Consider the following 17,088-nt stretch of genomic DNA (forward strand, 5'->3'; position numbering starts at 1 on the left):
GGCCGCATCCGCGCCGGATTGGGATGATGCGACGGCATCGGTCCGGGAGAACCAGGGGGACGGTCATGCCGGGGATGAGTGTCGAGCCGTACTGGGAGATCACCTTCGACGCGGACGGCGACCCCGACCGGGCGCAGCGCGACCGGCTCACCGCGGGCGTCGGCACGAAGGGCGTCACCGACCTGCTGATCTTCTCCCACGGCTGGAACAGCGACCGCTCCGGCGCGACCTCCCTGTACGACCGCTTCCTCGCCCCCGTCCCCGGACTGCTCGCCGGGCGCGCCCGTCCCGGCACGGTCATGGGCTACGCGGGGGTGCTGTGGCCCTCCATGCGCTTCTCGGACGAGCCGATCCCCGACTTCGGGACGCTCCTGCCCGGCCCGGAGCCCCTGCGGCCCGAGCCGGCGCTCGACACGGTCACCTGTGACGCCCTCGTGGCGGTCTTCCCCGGGCACGAGGACGACGTCCGCCGGATCGCCGGGCTGCTGGAGGAACGCCCGGACGGCGAGGAGCCGTTCGCGGAGTTCGCCGCGCTGGTGCGGCGGCTGACCGGGGTGCCGCCGGAGGCCGTGGCCGCCCTGTGCGCGGACGACACCTCCGACGCGGCGCCGGGGGCGGAACCGGCCGTCCTGTGCGGCGATCCCGTGGCCGCCTGCGAGGAGTACGCGGCGGCTCTGGAGGGCGGCACCGGCCTGCCGCTGGCGGGCGGCGGATGGACACGGCTGTGGAACGGCGCCAAGGAGATGCTGCGCCAGGCGACGTACTACGCGATGAAGCGGCGGGCCGGTGCGGTCGGCGAGCGGGGGCTCGGCCCCATCCTCGGCGGGCTCGCCCGCGCCCACCCCTCGCTCTCCGTCCACTTGGTCGGGCACAGCTTCGGCGGCCGGCTGGTCTCCTACGCGCTGCTCGGACTGCCCGACGGGGTGCGTGCCGTGAAGTCGGTGACCCTGCTCCAGGGCGCCTTCTCGCACTACGCGTTCGCGTCCCGGCTGCCCCACGACGGGGCGCACGGCGGCGCGTTGAGCACCGCCCGGCTCAAGGTGGCGGGCCCGGTGGTGTCCTGCTACTCCCGCCACGACACGGCGCTCGGCACGATGTACCCCATCGCCTCCCGGCTGGCGGGCGACGACCGCGGCTTTGGAGCGGACCTCGGTGAGCGCTGGGGGGCGATGGGCCACGACGGCATCAAGGCGGTCGGCGACACCATGGACGTGCCGCTGGCCGAGGCGCTGCGCGGGGCGTTCCCCCGGGCCGGGTGCGTGAGCGTGGACGCCTCGGCCGTGGTGTCCCGCGGGGGGCCGCCCTCCGGGGCGCACAGCGACATCTGCCACCCCGAACTGGCGCGGATCGTGTTGCGCGCGGGCCGGCTCCTGGCCTGAGGCCGTGGGCCGGTCGCCGGCCCGCGCGGGCCGTGCACGACGGGTCAACGGTGGGCGGGGAACTCCACGACCTGCTGGTAGGTCGGGCGGTTCTGCCAGCTGATCTTGCCGTGCTTGATGCCGCCGAGGGTGCGGTGGATGACCGTGTCGGCGCACCACTGGTCGCCGGCCGAGCAGTTCTCGTCACCCGGGTACACCTGCGCGGACGTCCGCGCGGCGGCCTGCTTGAGGGTGCCGGTCAGCACGTCCCGGCAGGCCGCGAGGTCGCCGCCGCCGCAATAGGTGCGGGCCAGGCCGCCCCGCACGGGTTCGCCGAGCACCGCCCGTATGTCCTTGTCGACATAGGACCACCAGCCGTACTGGAAGGCGCTGCCGGCGTGCGAGCCGGTCGGGCCGTGCCCGGCCGAGGGTGCCTCGTCCACCGTGAGGTTGGCGGTCAGCGCCCCGTACAGCTCGCTCCCCAGGCCCGGTTCGAACTGGGCCTTGACCAGCAGCGGCCACCACGCGTCCATGATCCGCACCGCGTCGGCGTCGGCGTAGGTGTGCGAACCCGGTGAGGTCTCCCGGCGCTTGGCACCGGCGGTCACCCAGTCGGAGAGCTTGGTGACGGCCGCGGACACCGCGGGATCGGAGACCGTGCCGCTGCGCAGCACCTTGAGCAGGTCGGGCAGCACGTCCTCGCCGCGCAGGTCGGTCAGCGCCGCGTCGGCCATCGCCTTGGTGAGCTGGGCCCGTGTGACGCCGCCCGCCGCGACCAGCTTCTTCACCCGGTCGTCCAGGAGGTTGCCGCGGTGCACCGAGCCGTTGCCGAACCCGGCCGCGTCGTAGTCCTTGGCCTGCCGGTTGTTCCACGACACGTAGTAGTCCTGGCCGACGGACTGCGGGTGCTCCGAGGCGGGCGTGTGGTCGGCGGTGTTGTGGGCGGGGTCGAAGCCGCTCCACTCGTAGGCGGGCTCGGCCCGTACCGGGAAGGTCGGGTCGACGTCGGCGGCCCGCACCGGGTTGGCGCCGCTGTTGAAGTAGGCGGCCTCCCGGGAGTCGGCGTAGAACCAGTTGAAGGTGTAGTTGATGTGCTGCACGGCCTGCTGGAAGGAGGCCGCGTCGGTGACGGCGGCCGGGTCGTTGAGCATCTGGAAGCCGACGACCGAGTCGGCCTCGTGCATGTAGGAACTGCGCAGCGCCACGTAGGCGACCTTCTTGCCGCCGACCGTCGCCCGGTGCGTCACCGGGCCGTACTTGGTGCGGTATATCTGCATCCGGTAGGAGCCGGCGGCGGTGCCGTCCGCGGTGGTGGGCTTCCAGGAGTTGCCGCGCTCCAGCTTCTCCATGGCCGTGCAGGTGCCCCGGTAGAGGTAGTGGACGTCGTCCTGGCAGAGCTCCACCGTGTAGGTGTCGGTGATGTCCTGGGCCGAGGTGGTGGCGCTCCACGCGTAGTCCTGGCCGCGGCCCAGCTCCACGTACATGCTCAGCCCCGCGAAGGAGGCGCCGCGGGCGCTGATCCCGGGGCCCTGGATCTCCTGGAGCATCAGCAGCTGTGGCGCGAAGTAGCCGGTCTGCGGGCCGAAGACGGCGATCGGGTGGCCGCTCGCGGTGTGCGCGCCGCTCACCAGCAGCGCGTTGGACATGCCCCGGGTGTTCGCGGACAGGGCCGTGGTGGTGGCGCTCTTCGAGGCCGCGGACGCCTTCGCGGTGCCGGCGCTGCCGGTGCGGTCGTAGACCAGCGGCTCCACCGTGACGCTCCCGGCGTCGGGCAGTGCCAGCCCCCGCGGGTTCTCCGGCCGGACGGCGTAGGGGAAGCTCTCGCCGTCGTGGACGGTCAGGACCGCCTCGGGGTCGTTGCGCTCGCGGAAGGACTCCCAGACCCTGGTGCCCTCGGCGACCCCGTACTTCTGCTGGGCGGCCAGCAGGGACAGCGCGTTGGTCACCTCTCCGCCGCCCCCGGTGCCGAACAGCGCGCCGATCACGGAGGCCAGGGCGATCAGGTCGGTGGACTTGAACCTCTCGATGGTTCCGGCGTTGGTGATGGCGTCCTTGTGGCCGGTCAGCACGTACTCACCGGGGAAGTAGCGGCCGCTGTCGGAGGCCGCGATGTAGGCGTTGATCCCGTCGACGTAGGCGTTGACGTCGGCCAGCGCCTGCCGGCCGCGCTCGCCGTTCTGCGTGGCGATCCAGTCGATCTGGGCCTGCAGGTCCTCCTCGGTGTACGGCGCGGCGCGCCAGAACTCCTGCTCCAGCCCCTGGTTGGCGGGGGCGCCGCCGGCGAACGAGGTCAACTGGCCGCGTCCCACGTGCCGGAACAGGTCCATCAGCCACAGCCGGTCCTGCGCCGCGGCGTACCCGGCGCCGAACTCCGTGCCGTACCGGGTCGTGCCGGAGATGTGCGGCACGCCCGTCTTCTTGTCGCGGGTGATCGTCACGTCGCTGCGGGGGGAGGTCGTCGAGGCGACCTGCCCGGCCGGGACCCCGAAGGAGGCGTCGTTGAAGAAGTTGTTGATCGTGGCGTCGGTGAGGTTCTGGTACCCGCCGGCCAGGTTCGCGTACGGCCCGAGCTGGTCCTCCGCGTGCTCCGGCTGGGTGCCGAAGATCTGGTTCAGCAGGATCTGGGCGAGGGTGGCGTTGCCGTTCTCGCCGGGCGGCAGGATGTCCGAGCACCGCCCCTGGCAGTAGTCGGTGACGGGGGCGGCGTGCGCCGCCATGGGCAGCGGCGCGACGAGGCTCGCCCCCAGAGCGAGGACGGCCGCCGCGGCGGCCGTCCTGATTTTTGTTCTGAACCTGCCAAACCTGGATCGCATGACCACTCCTCCCGAAGCGCGGTGTGACGCAGGTTACTTCGAAATATGACCGCCGAGTAAGGTGAACATGCGTCACGTTTCAGCTACGCCATCCCGGCTGGAACTCGCCGCCTCGGGGATGGATCCGGAACGCCGTCCGTTACGTCCATTCGAAAGCGATGCGACACCGACGACGGAGGTGGCACACCATGGCCGGATTCCGGAGCCTCGCCAGACAGGTGCGCGATCCCCGGCGCTCCCCCACCCAGCGCCGCACCTACCTGCGCAGGTGCCTCGAGCGCTTCGCGCCGTACGGGCACCGCGCGACCTGGGACCACCTGTGCACCGGCGCGGGGATCGCGCCCGACGACCGCGAGCCGGACCCGGTCCGGCTCGTCACGGCCCTCGCGGAACTGGAGGAGGCGCGGGCGGTCTGGCTCACCTACGAGCGGGAGTTCGCGGCCCGTCGCAAGGAGGAGAAGTTCTACGGCATCCGGCAGCCCGGCGCGCTCGACGACTGGCACCGGCGCACCTGGGGCGGCAACGGGGTCGCCTGGTGCGAGGACCCCCGCGTCCACCCGGACGACCGGCTGGCGGACGTCCTTCGGCGCCTCATCGCGGCGATCGACGCGGGGCCCGGGGCGGGGTGCCCGGTCTGCGGCGAGGAGCGGCTGCGGTGGCGCAACGGGCTCAACCACTACCCCGGGGCGGGGCCCGTGTGCGGGCGGTGCGGGATCGTCGTGCCGGTGCCGGTGCTTTGCGAGGCGGCGCTGGTGGGGGCCAGGGGGGCGCTCGTCCCTTCGGGATGAGCCGACGCGGGGCCGCGTGGTTGTGTGCGGCGCCGTTGTGGTTGCGGGCGGCTGCGCCGGGCTGCCCGGTGGTCGTGTGCGGCTCCGTTGCGCCTGCGGCGGGCTGTCCCCCGCCCGCCCTCCCGATTACCCGGCACGGTCAGTGACCGCCTCGCTGCGTACGTTTGGGGTCGGGGCCGCGCCGGCGCACGTCCTCAACGCTCGCGGTTTAGCCCAACATCATTCCGCGCCCGGGTCCGCCGCTCGTCGTTTCCGGGCGCACCCCGCCACACCCCCTCCCGTCTGTTGGGGCGCATGACGGCCGGAGGGGGGTGATGGGGGGACGCCCCTCCCCGCACCGCTGGGAGCCGCCCCCAGCGGGGGTCCCCGGCCGCAGGCCGAGATCGGTACCTCCCACGGGACAGCAGGCGCAACTCGCCCACCGGCGCTCGCAGGGTTTGCCTATGTCACGGCGACGCTGAAAGTCACGAGGCGGCACATCACGACGAGCGCCGGTTTGGGAACCCACCCCACGAGAACGCTCCTGGTCGAAGGCCGAATGGCCCCAGCTACCCCTTCAAGGGGCCCCCAAGGAGGACCTGAAGGCCGTGGGCGTTCAGTAGACACGTGCGGCAACCCCGGACCGCCCTCTCCCCCTCCGGCCGTCAGCCGCCCCACGATACGGAGGGGGCGGGGTCGGAGGGGTGGGCGTTCTGGACGCTGACGTGTATTTGTTGTGCGGCACAGACGGCCACGACAAGTACCGCCCGCCATGCACATAAATATGCGGTACAGAATGCCCAGCCCCGGAGGCCCCGCCCCCGGCCCACCACGCACGCGCGCAGGCCCGCACCAACCGCGCCGGGCAATCGGGAGGGCGGGCGGGAGAACCGCCCGCCGCAGGCGCAAACGACCCGCACCCGACAACGGGCCCCGGACAACGGACCCCGGACCGGAAAGCGCACCGCACCCCGCCGTACTGACACCCCACCGGGGACGATGCGACGATGCACCCCCAGGCAACGCACACCCTCGCGCGAAGAGGACGGGACCGGCCCATGGCTGAGCTGCACGATCTGACGGCGCTGGAGCAGGGGAAGGCGATCAGGGCCGGGGAGGTCTCCCCGACGGAACTCGCCGAGCACTATCTGGACCGCGTCGACCGGCACAACGACACCCTCGGCGCGTTCATCACCGTCACCCCGGAGATCGCCCGCAAGCAGGCCGCCGACGCCGAGTCGGAGGCGCTCGCGGCCCGGCGTGACGACGGCCGGCGGCCCCTGTCGCCGCTGCACGGCGTCCCGGTCCCGGTCAAGGACCTCAACTTCGTGGCCGGCGTGCGCTGCACCCTGGGTTCGCAGGCGTACGCCGACCACGTGCCGGACGTCGACGACCACGTCGCCGCCAAGCTGCGCGCGGCCGGCACGGTGCTGCTGGGCAAGACCAACACCCCGGAGTTCGGGCTGCCCTGCTACACCGAGAACAGGCTGGCCCCGCCCGCCCGCACCCCGTGGGACCTGGAGCGGTCCGCCGGCGGCTCCAGCGGCGGGGCCGCGGCCGCGGTCGCCGGGGGCCTCGCACCCCTCGCGCAGGGCAGCGACGGCGGCGGTTCGATCCGCATCCCCGCCTCCGTGTGCGGCCTGTTCGGCATCAAGCCCAGCCGGGGAAGGGTGAGCGCGGGCCCGGTGCAGCACGACGTGAGCGGTCTGAGCGGCAGCGGCCCGATCGCCCGTACGGTCGCGGACGCGGCGGCCCTGCTCGACGTCCTGGCGGGCCCGATGCCGGGCGACCCGTACAGCGCGCCCCCGCTGCCGCGGGGCGAGTCCTTCTCCTCGTACGTCGGCCGCGACCCGGGGACGCTGCGCGTCGTCGGGCTGCCCCAGCCCCCCGTGCCCGGGGTCGGGCTGCACCCGGACTGCCGTGCCGCGTACGACGGCGCCGCCGAGCTGCTGCGCGGGCTGGGCCACCAGGTGGACGAGGTCGAACTGCCCGTGGACGACGCGATCCTGCACGCCTTCACCCGGGTGTGGGGCGTGATGGCCACCGTCTACCCGGTGGCGCCGGAGCAGGAGGAACTGCTGATGCCGCTCACCCGGCACCTGCGCGCCGAGGGCGGCAAGGTGAGCGGCCCCGACTTCGCCGCGTCGCTGTACGCGTTCCGGGCGCTGGGGCAGCTCATCGCCGACGCTCTGCTCTCCTCGTACGACGTCGTGCTGACGCCGACGCTGGCGCGGCCCCCGGCCTTCGTGGGGAGCGCGGGTCTGCGGAACGACGGGGACCCGGCGGCGGAGTTCGCGGGGTTGGCCGGTTACACGCCGTTCACGCCGATCTTCAACGCCACCGGGCAGCCGGCCGTGAACGTGCCGCTGCACTGGACGGAGGAGGGGCTGCCGATCGGTGTGATGTTCGGCGGCCGCTACGGGGACGAGGCGACGCTCATCTCGCTGTCGGCGCAGCTGGAGTCGGCCCGTCCGTGGGCCGGCCGCAGGCCCGCGATCTGGTAGCGGGTGCGGGGCGCGGCGGCTCCGTGCCGAGCAGCCGCCGCGCGCCGGGCCCCTGGTCGCCGAGCGCGTCGCCGGGGTTGGACAGGGCGCAGCGGTCCAGGGAGAGGCAGCCGCAGCCGATGCAGTCGTCCAGGCTGTCGCGGAGCGCGGTGAGCCGGTCGATGCGGGCGTCGAGTTCGGCGCGCCATCCCGCGGAGAGCCGGGCCCAGTCGGAACGGTCCGGGGTGCGGCCCTCGGGCAGGCCGTCCAGTGCCTCGCGAATCGCGGCGAGCGGCATGCCGACCCGCTGGGAGGCCCGGATGAAGGCGACGCGGCGCAGGGTGTCGCGGGTGTAGCGGCGCTGGTTGCCGGTGGTGCGGCGGCTGCGGATCAGGCCCTGGGCCTCGTAGTAGCGCAGTGCCGAGACGGCGGCGCCGCTGCGTCCGCTCAGCTGGCCGACGGTCAGTTCACGGTGCTCGCCGGGGATCCTCGCCACGTCCCGACTCTACTTGCGGCGCGGGACGCTCGTGCGCCACAACCGGACGCAGGAGACGAGCGCGGCGGCGACCAGCAGGGCGTTGCGGACGGCGACGATGGCGGCGCCCTGCCAGGTGGCGGCGGTGACGTCCGTGAAGAACAGCGGGTAGTCGACCGTGGTGACGGCGGTGGCGAGCAGCACCAGGGCGGCGACCGGCCGCTGGGTGGTCTGCCGCATGGTCAGGCACACCGCGCCGAGGCCGATCAGCCACACCAGGTACTGGGGGCTGATGACCCGGCTGGTGACGGTGAACAGGAGCACGGCGGCCAGCGCGGCGTCGTACGGCGTGGCCGGGGTCCAACGGGCGGCCTTCATGCGCCAGATCAGCAGCCACAGCAGGGCGATCCCGGTGAGCAGGAGGGAGGCGGTCGTGATCTCGGCGACGTGGGGGCCGGTGAACTCCAGCGAGCCGTAGTGCGCGACCACCCGCCCCGGCCAGCCGAACATCTCGGCGACGTGCAGGAAGGTGCCGCCGAGGGACTCGATCTCGACCCCGCGGTGGTGCTGCGCGGACAGGAAGCCGAAGGCGCCGCGGAAGGCGGTGCACAGCACCAGGAGCAGCCCGCCGGCGGACAGGGCGAGCGCCGTCCAGGTCTGCCGGGTGGTCCGGCCGCGCGGGGTGCCGAGCACGGTCAGCACGGGCCAGAGCTTGATCAGGGCGGCGATCCCGGCGAGCGCGCCGCCGAGCCGCGGGCGTGCGGGCAGCGCGAGCAGCGCGCCGACGGCGATCACGGTGACCATCAGGTCGTACCGGGCGTAGGGCAGGTGCATCAGCAGCGGCAGGGCGAGCGCCCACAGCCACGCGCCGGCGGTGCTGCGGCCCGGCCGGCCGGTCCCGGCCCGCAGCAGGAGGAGCAGGACGACGGCGTCGGAGGCGAGCGACAGCAGGACGAAGCCCTCGAAGTAGCTGAGCCCGGGCAGCAGCGCCGGGGCGAGCATCACCAGTGCGGCGCCGGGCGGGTACTGCCAGGTCACGTCGCCGACGGGGAAGGTCCCTTGCGTGAGGCCCTCGCTCCAGTGGCGGTAGAGGAAGTGCACCTCGCGGGCGATGTCGCCCTGCCCGCTGCGCAGCAGGGCCAGCATGACGACGCGGCTGGCGAGCCAGTAGACGGCGAGCGCGAGCCAGGTCTGGGGCCAGGTCGCGGGGCGCAGCAGCGCGGTGCGGGCGGCGGCCGGGGAGGGGGTGCCGCCGCCGCTCCGGACCTCCACCGTGTGCCAGTCGGACGGGCTGGTCTCCGTGGGGGCCTCGGCCACTTCCGTCTCCTCCACCAGCGCGAACAGGGACATACGGAGATGAAAGATAGTCACAAACCGGACGAACGACCGTTGATACGCGCCGGGTGCGGGGCGTTGACAGGGGTCCGCCGCGGACACCATGCTGAGCAAGCGCTTGGACAGTACGGGAGGCATGACATGGGACAGCCCAGGATCTTCACCTCGGTCGGCGAACTGAAGGACGCCATCGGGGAGGACCTCGGCACGACCGGCTGGCTGGAGGTCGACCAGAAGCGGATCGACCTGTTCGCGGACGCCACCGGGGACCACCAGTGGATCCACGTGGATCCGGAGAAGGCGGCCCAGGGCCCCTTCGGCACCACCATCGCGCACGGCTACCTGACGCTGTCGCTGATCCCCTCCTTCACCCCGGAGCTGCTGCGGGTCGAGGGCGTGAAGATGGGTGTCAACTACGGGGTGAACAAGGTCCGTTTCCCCTCCCCCGTGCCCGTCGGCTCCCGCCTGCGGGCCGGCGGCCGGATCGCCGAGGTGAGCGAGGTGCCCGGCGGCGCCCAGCTCGTCGTGACGATCACCGTGGAGCGCGAGGGCGGCGACAAGCCGGTGTGCGTGGCCGAGACGGTCGTCCGCTTCTACCTCTGACGGGGCGCGTACCCGACCATGCGCAGGGCGAGATCGGCGTACAGCGCGCCGATCCCGTCCGGCGTCCGGCGCCCGCCGGGGTTGAACCAGCGGGCCACGTCGATGCAGAGCGACAGCAGCGCGACGGTGGTCCCGGAGACGTCCGGCACGTCGAACTCCCCGGCCCGCACGCCGTCGTGGATCACCGAGCGGACCGCGGCCTCGCTCTCCCGGCGCAGCTCCACCACCTCGGTGTAGTGCTCGGGGCCGAGCGCGCCGAGCTCGTACTGCACGACGCGGCCGGTGGTGTGGTGCTCCGCGTGCCAGCGGACGAAGGAGCGCACGGCCGCGGCCAGCCGGTCGGCCGGGCCGCCGTCGCCGTTCGCGGCGTCCTGGAGCAGCCCCAGGGAGAGCCGGTGCCCGACGACGCTGATCTGGTAGAGCAGCTCTTCCTTGGTCTTGTAGTGGATGTACAGAGCCGCGGGGCTCATGCCCGCCCGGCCGGCGATGTCGCGCGTGGTCGTCGCGTGGTAGCCGCGCTCCGCGAACGCCTCGACCGCGGCGATCACCAGCCGCCGGGCGGCATCAGGGGTGATGCCGCTCCACGCCTCGGTCCGCTCCGACTGCTCCGCCTCCACGTCCATGGCGGACACCCTACATGGGCACTGAGCAAGCGCTTAGATACCGAGCGGTCGGTCGGCGCCGGCCGGCCCCGTCAGAAGGCCGAGACCCCCGTCAGCTCCCGGCCGATCAGCAGCTTCTGGATCTGGCTCGTCCCCTCGTAGAGGGTCATCACACGGGCGTCCCGCAGCAGCTTGCCCACGGGGTACTCGTCGATGTAGCCGTAGCCGCCGAAGACCTGCAGCGCGTTGTTGGCGCAGCGCACCGCCGCCTCGCTGGCGAAGAGCTTGGCCTTGGACGACTCCGCCGCGAAGGGCAGGCCCCGGTCGATGAGGTCGGCGACCCGCCAGGTCAGCAGCCGTGCGGCGTCGACGTCCAGGGCGATGTCCGCGAGCAGCTCCTGCACCAGTTGGTGCGCGGCGATCGGCCTGCCGAACTGCTCGCGCTCCCTGGCGTAGCCCACGGCCGCGTCCAGCGCCGCCTGCGCGATGCCCACGCATCCGGCGGCCACCGACATACGGCCCTTGGCCAGGGCGGACATCGCCACCGAGAAGCCCTTCCCCTCGGGCCCGAGCATCGCCGAGGCCGGCACGCGCACGTCCTCCAGCACCAGTTCCGCCGTGGCCTGGCCGCGCAGGCCGAGCTTCCCGTGCACCTCGTGCCGGGTCAGGCCGGGGCTGCCGGCGGGCACGAGGAAGGCGCTGACGCCCTTGTGGCCGGGGAGGTCGTTGGTGCGGGCGAAGAGCAGGACGACGTCCGCCCAGGTGCCGTTCGTGATGAACATCTTGGCGCCGTTGATCACGTAGTCGCCGCCGTCGCGCCGGGCACGCGTGGTCAGGTTGCCGGCGTCCGAGCCGGTGCCGGGCTCGGTCAGCCCGAAGCAGCCCACCGCCTCGCCGGAGGCCAGCCGGGGCAGCCAGTCCCGCTTCTGCTCCTCCGTGCCCCAGTGGGCGACGGACTTCGCCACGAGCCCGAGCGAGACGGAGACGATCCCGCGCACCGAGGAGTCGCCGCGCCCCAGCTCCTCGGTGACCAGGCAGTACGCCAGGTGGTCACCGCCGGAGCCGCCGTACTCCTCGGGAATCGTCAGCCCCAGGAACCCCACGGCGCCCAGCTTCTTGACGATGCCCCGGTCCACGGCCTCGGCCCGGTCCCACGCGGCCGCGTGCGGCACTATCTCGCGCTCGGTGAACCCGGCGGCCAGCGCGCGGACCGCGGCCTGCTCCTCGGACAGCTCAAGATTCACGGCACACCTCGGTTCGGCTTTAAATTACCACTGCTAGTTTCCTGTGGGCAGCCTCTACTATGTGCCGCATGGCCCGTCCCCGCAAGCCCCTGCTCAGCCGCGAACGCATCGTCGCCACGGCGCTCGTGCTCGTGGACGGGGAGGGACTGCAGGCCGTCTCCACGCGGCGCCTCGCGGCCGAACTGGGCGTCAGCGGGCCGAGCCTCTACAACCACTTCACGACCAAGGACGACATCCTGGACGCGGTCGCCGACGCGGTCGTGGGCGAGGTCGACCTGTCCGTGTTCGACGACGGCCGCGACTGGCGGGACGCCCTCGTCGCCTGGGCCCGCTCCTACCGCGCCGCGCTCGCGGCCCACCCGCACATCGTCCCGTTCCTCGCCCAGGGCCCGGGCCGCCGTCCGGCCGGCCTGCGCATGGCCGACGCGGTCTTCGGCGGCATGACCGCCGCCGGCTGGCCCCCGGCCCACGCCACCCGCGTGGGCGCGCTCATGCGCTACTTCGTGGCCGGGTCCGCCCTGGGCTCCTTCGCGCGGGGCTTCGTCGACGACCCCTCGGCGTACGACCCGACGGACTACCCGCACCTCGGTCAGGCCCACCTGCTCGCGGAACGGCAGCAACAGGTGGACGAGGGCGCCTTCGAGACGGGCCTGCGCGCCCTCGTCGACGGGCTCGCCGTGCAGTTCGCCGCGCTGGACATCGACCGCTGAGGTCCGGGGGGCCCGCAGTTCGGGCGACGGGACCAGGCATCCCGTGGTCGCTCCGCACACGAAAGGCCCGGCGCGTCGATGCGACGTCCGCCGGGCCTTCGCGCGGGGGTCAGCCCGCGGGGGTGGACTCCACCGGAGCGGCGGGAGCGGGGGCCGGGGCCTCCGCCGGGGCGGCGGCGGGGGCCGGGACGGCGGGAGCGGCGGCCTCGACCGGTGCCGCGGGGGCCTGCGCCGGAACCGCGGGAGCCGCGACAGGAGGCGCGGGAGCGGCCACGGGGGCGGCCACGGGCGCCACGGGGGCCGCGGGAGTCGCGGCGGCGGCCGCGGCGGCAGCGGCGGCCTTGGCCTCCTCGACGGCCTTGGCCTCGGCGGCCTCCTCCGCCTCGATCTCCGCGGTGTGCTTGGCCACGAACGCCTCGCCCAGGACCTCGCGGGCCTCCTTGAGGTGGTCGAGCTCCACCTCGCCGTTCTCGGCGACGTGGCCCTCCAGGGCCTCGAACATCTTCTCCACCGGCTCGTGCGAGCCGCCGAGGCGCTGCTCGGCGTAGACCGCGACACCCAGCTTCAGGAAGAGCTCGGCCGTGCGGCGGTTGACGGTGAAGTCGTGGATGGCGTCGCCGCTCGCGTCGAAGCCCTTCTCGATGACTTCGAATGCCTTCTTGATGAGACTCACGCTGTGCTCCCCTGCACGTGCCTGTCGGACGACCGCCCGACTGCGACCTGATCTGACCTGAACTGACCTGAACTGAACTGACCTGAACTGCCCTGTACCGCAAATGACCGAGCGAGCCGTCCGCGCCGAACCCTATGGCAGTTTCCCGGCCGATGCGCAGCCGCCCCGCCGTCAATCCGTGCCCGGCGGGCGGGGCTTGGCGTGCCCGCGGAACCGTTTCACCGGACGTCCGTGTCCTCCTTCACACGTGGTTCCACGCCGCGGAGACCACACGCGAAGGGGGATGGCGATGGGGCAGGTACGCGAGGGGGCACGGTGGGGGACCTGGGCCGTCGGCGGGGTCATCGGCCTGGCGGTGTTGTACGTGATCGGGGTGTTCGCCTTCGGCGGCGCGGGGTGGATCACCGCCCCGTTCCGCGGCGAGGCGGAAGAGCGCGGGAACACCGTCGGTTCCGGCGAGTTCCGGCAGGCCACGTACGAGGAGTTCTTCGACCTGTGCGAGGCCGTGCAGAACGCCGAGGGGACGATCCAGGCGCTCCAGGAGGAGCGGAAGGCCGCTTCGGAGATTCGCACGACGCAGATCGACCAGTCGATCACCGCGCTGAAGGCCACGCGGATCGAGTCGGTCAACGCCTACAACTCGAAGGCCGCCCAGGAGCACCGCGCGCCCTTCCGCGACAAGGACCTGCCGTACCGGCTGGACGCCGCGGCCGAGCACACGACGTGCACCAACTGATCCCCATCTCAACCCGGGAAGAGGGCAGCACCGCATGAGGAATTTCGCACGCATCGCCCTGGCCGCCGTTGTCGCGCTCGTCGTGGGCCTCGCCCTGACGTCCTGCACCGACTCCAGCCAGGACAAGGAGAACCGGGCAAAGCAGGACAACTACGACCATCTCGTCGCCCAGCAGCCGGCGGGCCGCATGGAGTACTCACCGACCCGCGAGGCGATCAACCAGTGGATCAAGACATGGGGGCAGCGGGGCAAACTCTCGTACGTCTACATCCAGAACGCCAATGGCGAGTACGGGTACTTCATCATGAAGGGCCTTCCGGTGCCGCGCTGCAAGATGCTCACTCCGACGGAGCGGGTGGAGACCACCAACCACGGCGTCGGGGTCCTCGCCCAGCCCGGCATGGACGGCACGTACACGTCGGGTTCCACCTGCAACGCCTACTACGGCTTCGACGCGACGACGGGCGCGTACATGGAGTTCACGGTCGGCACGAACCAGTCGTTCTTCCTGTTCGACAAGCCCATGACGATGCCGGAGTACGCCAGCGCCAGGCAGTTGGGCCCGACCTCGGTGAAGGACGTCGCGAACCAGGCCTGAACGGGCCGAAGGCCGGCGGGTGGGCGGGGGAACCGCCCTCCCGCAGACGCGGACGACCCGTACGGTGCGCGGCGCCGCGCACCACGACGCACCCGCTCAGAAGACGACCAGCGCCCGCCCGCCCCTTCCGCCCTGCATCGCCTCGAACGCCCCGGGAATCCCCTCCAGCCCGATCCGCCCCGTGACCATCGCCGACAGGTCGAGCCGCCCGGCCCGCACGTGCTCCGCCAGCACCGGCAGGTCCCGCGCCGGGTCGCTGTTCCCGTACACGCACCCGGACAGCGTCCGGCCGAAGTGGAAGAGTTCCAGCGCGGAGAAGGAGACCATGTCGCTCTTCCCTCCGATGCCCACCACCGTCGTACGGCCGCCGCGCCGCGTCGAGGACCACGCGGCGCGGATCGTCTCGGCGCGCCCGACGCACTCGATGGCGACGTCCGCCCCGTGCCCGCCGGTCAGTGCCCGGATGCGCTTCGCGACGTCCTCCCCGGCGAGGAGGAACTCCGTGGCGCCCGCGGCCCGCGCCAGGGCCTCCTTCTCCGGGGAGACGTCGACGGCCACGACGGCGCCCGCCCCCGCGATGCGGGCGGACTGGAGGACGGCGAGGCCGACGCCCCCGACACCGAAGACGGCGACGGACTCCCCGGGGCGCACCCCGGCGCTGTGGTGGACCGCCCCGTACCCGGTGAGCACGGCGCACCCCAGGAGCGCGGCCTCGATCAGGGGGACCCCGTCCGGGAGCGGCAGGACGGCGCCCGCCGCGACCACGGTCTCCTCGGCGAACGCGGCCGTCCCGAGCCCCGGGTAGAGCTCGGCGCCGCCGCCCGCGAGCTTGGCGTAGGGCACCCCCGCCGCGGCGCCCGCGCCGGCGCACAGCCAGGGCTCGCCGAGCCCGCAGTAGTGGCAGGTGCCGCAGGAGGGCGCCCAGTTGAGGACGACGCGGTCGCCGGGGGCCACACCTGCGACGCCCTCGCCCACGGACACGACCGTGCCGGCGCCCTCGTGCCCGAGGACGGCGGGTGCCGGCTGCCGCAGCGTCCCGTTGGACAGGGACAGGTCGGAGTGGCAGACCCCCGCCGCGGCGAGCCTGACCCGTACCTGGCCCGGCCCGGGTTCGGGCAGGTCGATCTCGGCGAGGGTCAGGGGCGCGTTGACGGCGGGCAGTACGGCGGCGCGGACCACGGTGTTTTCTCCTGCGCTCAGGGCTGTCAGAACCAGCGGAACCGGTCAGAACTGGAGGGACTTGGTCTGGAGGTACTCGGTGAGGCCGTGCGGGCCGAGCTCGCGCCCGACCCCGGACTGCTTGTAGCCGCCGAAGGGCGCCAGCGGGTTGAAGCGGCCGCCGTTGATGTCGACCTGACCGGTGTCCATGCGCCGGGCGAAGGCGACCGCCGCGGCGTCGTCGCCCGCCCAGACCGCCCCGGCGAGGCCGTAGACGGTGCCGTTGGCGATGCGCAGCGCGTCCTCCTCGTCCTCGTACGCCAGGATCGACAGGACGGGGCCGAAGATCTCCTCCTGGGCGATCGTCATCTCCGGGGTGACGTCGGCGAAGACGGTGGGGCTGACCCAGTAGCCCCGCGTGCGCGGCACTTCCGTGCCGCCGGCGACGAGGCGGGCGCCCTCCTCGACGCCCTTGGCGATGTAGCCGAGCACGCGCTCGTGCTGCCTGGCGTTGACGACCGGACCGATGCGCTCGCCGGGCACGTACTTGGCGGCTGCCGTCACGGCGAGGGCCACCGCCTCCTCGTACCGGTCCCGGTGGACGAGCATGCGGGTCCAGGCGCTGCACGTCTGCCCGGTGTTGGACATGACGTTGGCGACGCCGACGTTGACGGCCTTGGCGAGGTCCGCGCCGGGGAGGACGACGTTGGCGGACTTGCCGCCGAGTTCCAGGGCGACGCGCTTGACGGCGGCCCCCGCGGTCGCGGCGATCTGCCGGCCGACGGCGGTGGACCCGGTGAAGGAGACCAGGTCGACGTCCTCGTGGGCGGCCAGGGCCTGTCCGGCGACCGGGCCCAGACCGGTGACGAGGTTGAACACGCCCGCGGGCAGGCCCGCTTCGTGGACGGCCTCGGCGAAGAGCTGGGCGACCAGCGGAGTGTCCTCGGCGGGCTTGAGGACGACCGTGCAGCCGGCGGCGAGCGCGGGGGCGACCTTGGCGACGATCTGGTGCAGCGGGTAGTTCCAGGGGGTGATCGCGCCGACCACGCCTACGGGCTCGTGGAGGACCGTGGAGTTGCCGATCCGCTCCTCGAAGGGGTGGGCGGCCGCGAGTTCCGCGTACGAGCCCGCGACCGCGACCGGGAGCCCCGCGTGGACGGCCCGGCTGAAGGCCAGCGGCGCGCCCAGTTCGGCGGTGACCGTCTCGGCGATCTCTTCGCTTCGGGCGGCGAGGACGTCGCGCAGCGCGGCGATGCGGGCGGCACGCTCGGCGGGCGGGGTGGCCGCCCAGCCGCGGAAGGCCGCGCGGGCGGCGCGGACGGCGGCGTCGACGTCGTCGGCGGTGCCGGCGGGCACGGTGGCGAACACCTGCTCGTCCGCGGGGTTGACGACGTCGATCGTCCCCGAGCCGGCGGCGGGCCGCCAGTCGCCGTCGATGTACATCCCGTCGTGCGGCTTCATCCCTTGTCCTCCCGGGCGTACCTGCCGTGGAACACCCAAACTAGCGCCGATAGTTTTCCGTTTCCAGGGCGG

Annotated in this window: 15 protein-coding genes; 7 read left to right on the top strand and 8 right to left on the bottom strand. The window is 73.1% G+C overall.

Going from position 1 to position 17,088, the window contains the following annotated elements; all coding sequences use genetic code 11:
* Nucleotides 1-74: 74 nt before the first annotated feature.
* On the top strand, nucleotides 75-1,379 hold the full coding sequence (locus tag CHF15_RS25390) for a serine-threonine protein kinase (RefSeq protein WP_089226195.1): 1,305 nt from the start codon (nucleotides 75-77) through the stop codon (nucleotides 1,377-1,379).
* Between the two features lie 44 nt (nucleotides 1,380-1,423).
* On the opposite strand, the gene CHF15_RS25395 is transcribed toward CHF15_RS25390, so the two are convergent.
* Nucleotides 1,424-4,171, bottom strand: coding sequence for a penicillin acylase family protein (locus tag CHF15_RS25395; protein ID WP_245939037.1), 2,748 nt, complete (start codon nucleotides 4,169-4,171; stop codon nucleotides 1,424-1,426).
* Nucleotides 4,172-4,359: 188 nt separating this feature from the next.
* On the opposite strand from CHF15_RS25395, the gene CHF15_RS25400 reads away from it, so the two are divergent.
* Together CHF15_RS25400 and CHF15_RS25405 are read left to right on the top strand one after the other, a co-directional pair.
* Nucleotides 4,360-4,959: a hypothetical protein gene (locus CHF15_RS25400; RefSeq protein ID WP_089226197.1), complete on the top strand. Its 600-nt coding sequence runs from the start codon at nucleotides 4,360-4,362 to the stop codon at nucleotides 4,957-4,959.
* A gap of 1,037 nt (nucleotides 4,960-5,996) precedes the next feature.
* Nucleotides 5,997-7,442 (top strand): amidase, encoded by a 1,446-nt coding sequence (locus CHF15_RS25405; protein WP_089226198.1) that lies wholly within the window; start codon nucleotides 5,997-5,999, stop codon nucleotides 7,440-7,442.
* Here CHF15_RS25405 and soxR read toward each other — a convergent pair.
* Nucleotides 7,375-7,917 (bottom strand): redox-sensitive transcriptional activator SoxR, encoded by a 543-nt coding sequence (gene soxR / locus CHF15_RS25410; protein WP_089226199.1) that lies wholly within the window; start codon nucleotides 7,915-7,917, stop codon nucleotides 7,375-7,377. The two genes, CHF15_RS25405 and soxR, sit on opposite strands and share 68 nt — an antisense overlap.
* A 9-nt stretch (nucleotides 7,918-7,926) precedes the next feature.
* A complete protein-coding gene (locus CHF15_RS25415) occupies nucleotides 7,927-9,246 on the bottom strand; it encodes a glycosyltransferase family 87 protein (protein ID WP_089226200.1) in 1,320 nt (439 codons plus the stop codon).
* Between the two features lie 126 nt (nucleotides 9,247-9,372).
* On the opposite strand from CHF15_RS25415, the gene CHF15_RS25420 reads away from it, so the two are divergent.
* Nucleotides 9,373-9,834, top strand: a complete 462-nt coding sequence (locus tag CHF15_RS25420) for a MaoC family dehydratase (protein ID WP_089226201.1) — start codon at nucleotides 9,373-9,375, stop codon at nucleotides 9,832-9,834.
* Here CHF15_RS25420 and CHF15_RS25425 read toward each other — a convergent pair.
* Together CHF15_RS25425 and CHF15_RS25430 are read right to left on the bottom strand one after the other, a co-directional pair.
* Complete coding sequence (locus CHF15_RS25425) at nucleotides 9,825-10,457, bottom strand: TetR/AcrR family transcriptional regulator (protein ID WP_089226202.1); 633 nt, start codon at nucleotides 10,455-10,457, stop codon at nucleotides 9,825-9,827. The two genes, CHF15_RS25420 and CHF15_RS25425, sit on opposite strands and share 10 nt — an antisense overlap.
* A 71-nt stretch (nucleotides 10,458-10,528) precedes the next feature.
* The gene (locus CHF15_RS25430) at nucleotides 10,529-11,680 is read right to left on the bottom strand and encodes an acyl-CoA dehydrogenase family protein (protein WP_089226203.1); all 1,152 of its coding nucleotides are present in this window, start codon (nucleotides 11,678-11,680) and stop codon (nucleotides 10,529-10,531) included.
* A 68-nt stretch (nucleotides 11,681-11,748) separates the two neighbouring features.
* Here CHF15_RS25430 and CHF15_RS25435 point away from each other — a divergent pair, with 68 nt between their 5' ends.
* Nucleotides 11,749-12,390 (top strand): TetR/AcrR family transcriptional regulator, encoded by a 642-nt coding sequence (locus CHF15_RS25435; RefSeq protein WP_089226204.1) that lies wholly within the window; start codon nucleotides 11,749-11,751, stop codon nucleotides 12,388-12,390.
* 109 nt (nucleotides 12,391-12,499) lie between these two features.
* Here CHF15_RS25435 and CHF15_RS45055 read toward each other — a convergent pair whose 3' ends face one another.
* Nucleotides 12,500-13,063 (bottom strand): hypothetical protein, encoded by a 564-nt coding sequence (locus CHF15_RS45055; RefSeq protein WP_179279958.1) that lies wholly within the window; start codon nucleotides 13,061-13,063, stop codon nucleotides 12,500-12,502.
* A 283-nt stretch (nucleotides 13,064-13,346) separates the two neighbouring features.
* On the opposite strand from CHF15_RS45055, the gene CHF15_RS25445 reads away from it, so the two are divergent.
* Together CHF15_RS25445 and CHF15_RS25450 are read left to right on the top strand one after the other, a co-directional pair.
* Complete coding sequence (locus CHF15_RS25445) at nucleotides 13,347-13,799, top strand: hypothetical protein (RefSeq protein ID WP_089226205.1); 453 nt, start codon at nucleotides 13,347-13,349, stop codon at nucleotides 13,797-13,799.
* 34 nt (nucleotides 13,800-13,833) lie between these two features.
* On the top strand, nucleotides 13,834-14,397 hold the full coding sequence (locus CHF15_RS25450) for a hypothetical protein (protein ID WP_089226206.1): 564 nt from the start codon (nucleotides 13,834-13,836) through the stop codon (nucleotides 14,395-14,397).
* 96 nt (nucleotides 14,398-14,493) lie between these two features.
* On the opposite strand, the gene CHF15_RS25455 is transcribed toward CHF15_RS25450, so the two are convergent.
* On the bottom strand, nucleotides 14,494-15,576 hold the full coding sequence (locus tag CHF15_RS25455; RefSeq protein WP_089226207.1) for a zinc-binding dehydrogenase: 1,083 nt from the start codon (nucleotides 15,574-15,576) through the stop codon (nucleotides 14,494-14,496).
* Nucleotides 15,577-15,621: 45 nt separating this feature from the next.
* Nucleotides 15,622-17,016: an aldehyde dehydrogenase family protein gene (locus CHF15_RS25460; RefSeq protein WP_089226208.1), complete on the bottom strand. Its 1,395-nt coding sequence runs from the start codon at nucleotides 17,014-17,016 to the stop codon at nucleotides 15,622-15,624.
* Nucleotides 17,017-17,088 lie beyond the last annotated feature (72 nt).

Origin of the sequence: Actinacidiphila glaucinigra (assembly GCF_900188405.1) — a bacterium.
GTDB lineage: Bacteria > Actinomycetota > Actinomycetes > Streptomycetales > Streptomycetaceae > Actinacidiphila > Actinacidiphila glaucinigra.

Bases quoted from the DNA above. Each gene is read 5' to 3' on its own strand.
- CHF15_RS25420 (WP_089226201.1), top strand. From the start codon at position 9,373: ATGGGACAGCCCAGGATCTTCACCTCGGTCGGCGAACTGAAGGACGCC.
- CHF15_RS25460 (WP_089226208.1), bottom strand. From the start codon at position 17,016: ATGAAGCCGCACGACGGGATGTACATCGACGGCGACTGGCGGCCCGCC.
- CHF15_RS25400 (WP_089226197.1), top strand. From the start codon at position 4,360: ATGGCCGGATTCCGGAGCCTCGCCAGACAGGTGCGCGATCCCCGGCGC.
- CHF15_RS25395 (WP_245939037.1), bottom strand. From the start codon at position 4,171: ATGCGATCCAGGTTTGGCAGGTTCAGAACAAAAATCAGGACGGCCGCC.
- CHF15_RS25450 (WP_089226206.1), top strand. From the start codon at position 13,834: ATGAGGAATTTCGCACGCATCGCCCTGGCCGCCGTTGTCGCGCTCGTC.
- CHF15_RS25425 (WP_089226202.1), bottom strand. From the start codon at position 10,457: ATGGACGTGGAGGCGGAGCAGTCGGAGCGGACCGAGGCGTGGAGCGGC.
- CHF15_RS25415 (WP_089226200.1), bottom strand. From the start codon at position 9,246: ATGTCCCTGTTCGCGCTGGTGGAGGAGACGGAAGTGGCCGAGGCCCCC.
- CHF15_RS25390 (WP_089226195.1), top strand. From the start codon at position 75: ATGAGTGTCGAGCCGTACTGGGAGATCACCTTCGACGCGGACGGCGAC.
- CHF15_RS25435 (WP_089226204.1), top strand. From the start codon at position 11,749: ATGGCCCGTCCCCGCAAGCCCCTGCTCAGCCGCGAACGCATCGTCGCC.
- CHF15_RS25445 (WP_089226205.1), top strand. From the start codon at position 13,347: ATGGCGATGGGGCAGGTACGCGAGGGGGCACGGTGGGGGACCTGGGCC.
- CHF15_RS25405 (WP_089226198.1), top strand. From the start codon at position 5,997: ATGGCTGAGCTGCACGATCTGACGGCGCTGGAGCAGGGGAAGGCGATC.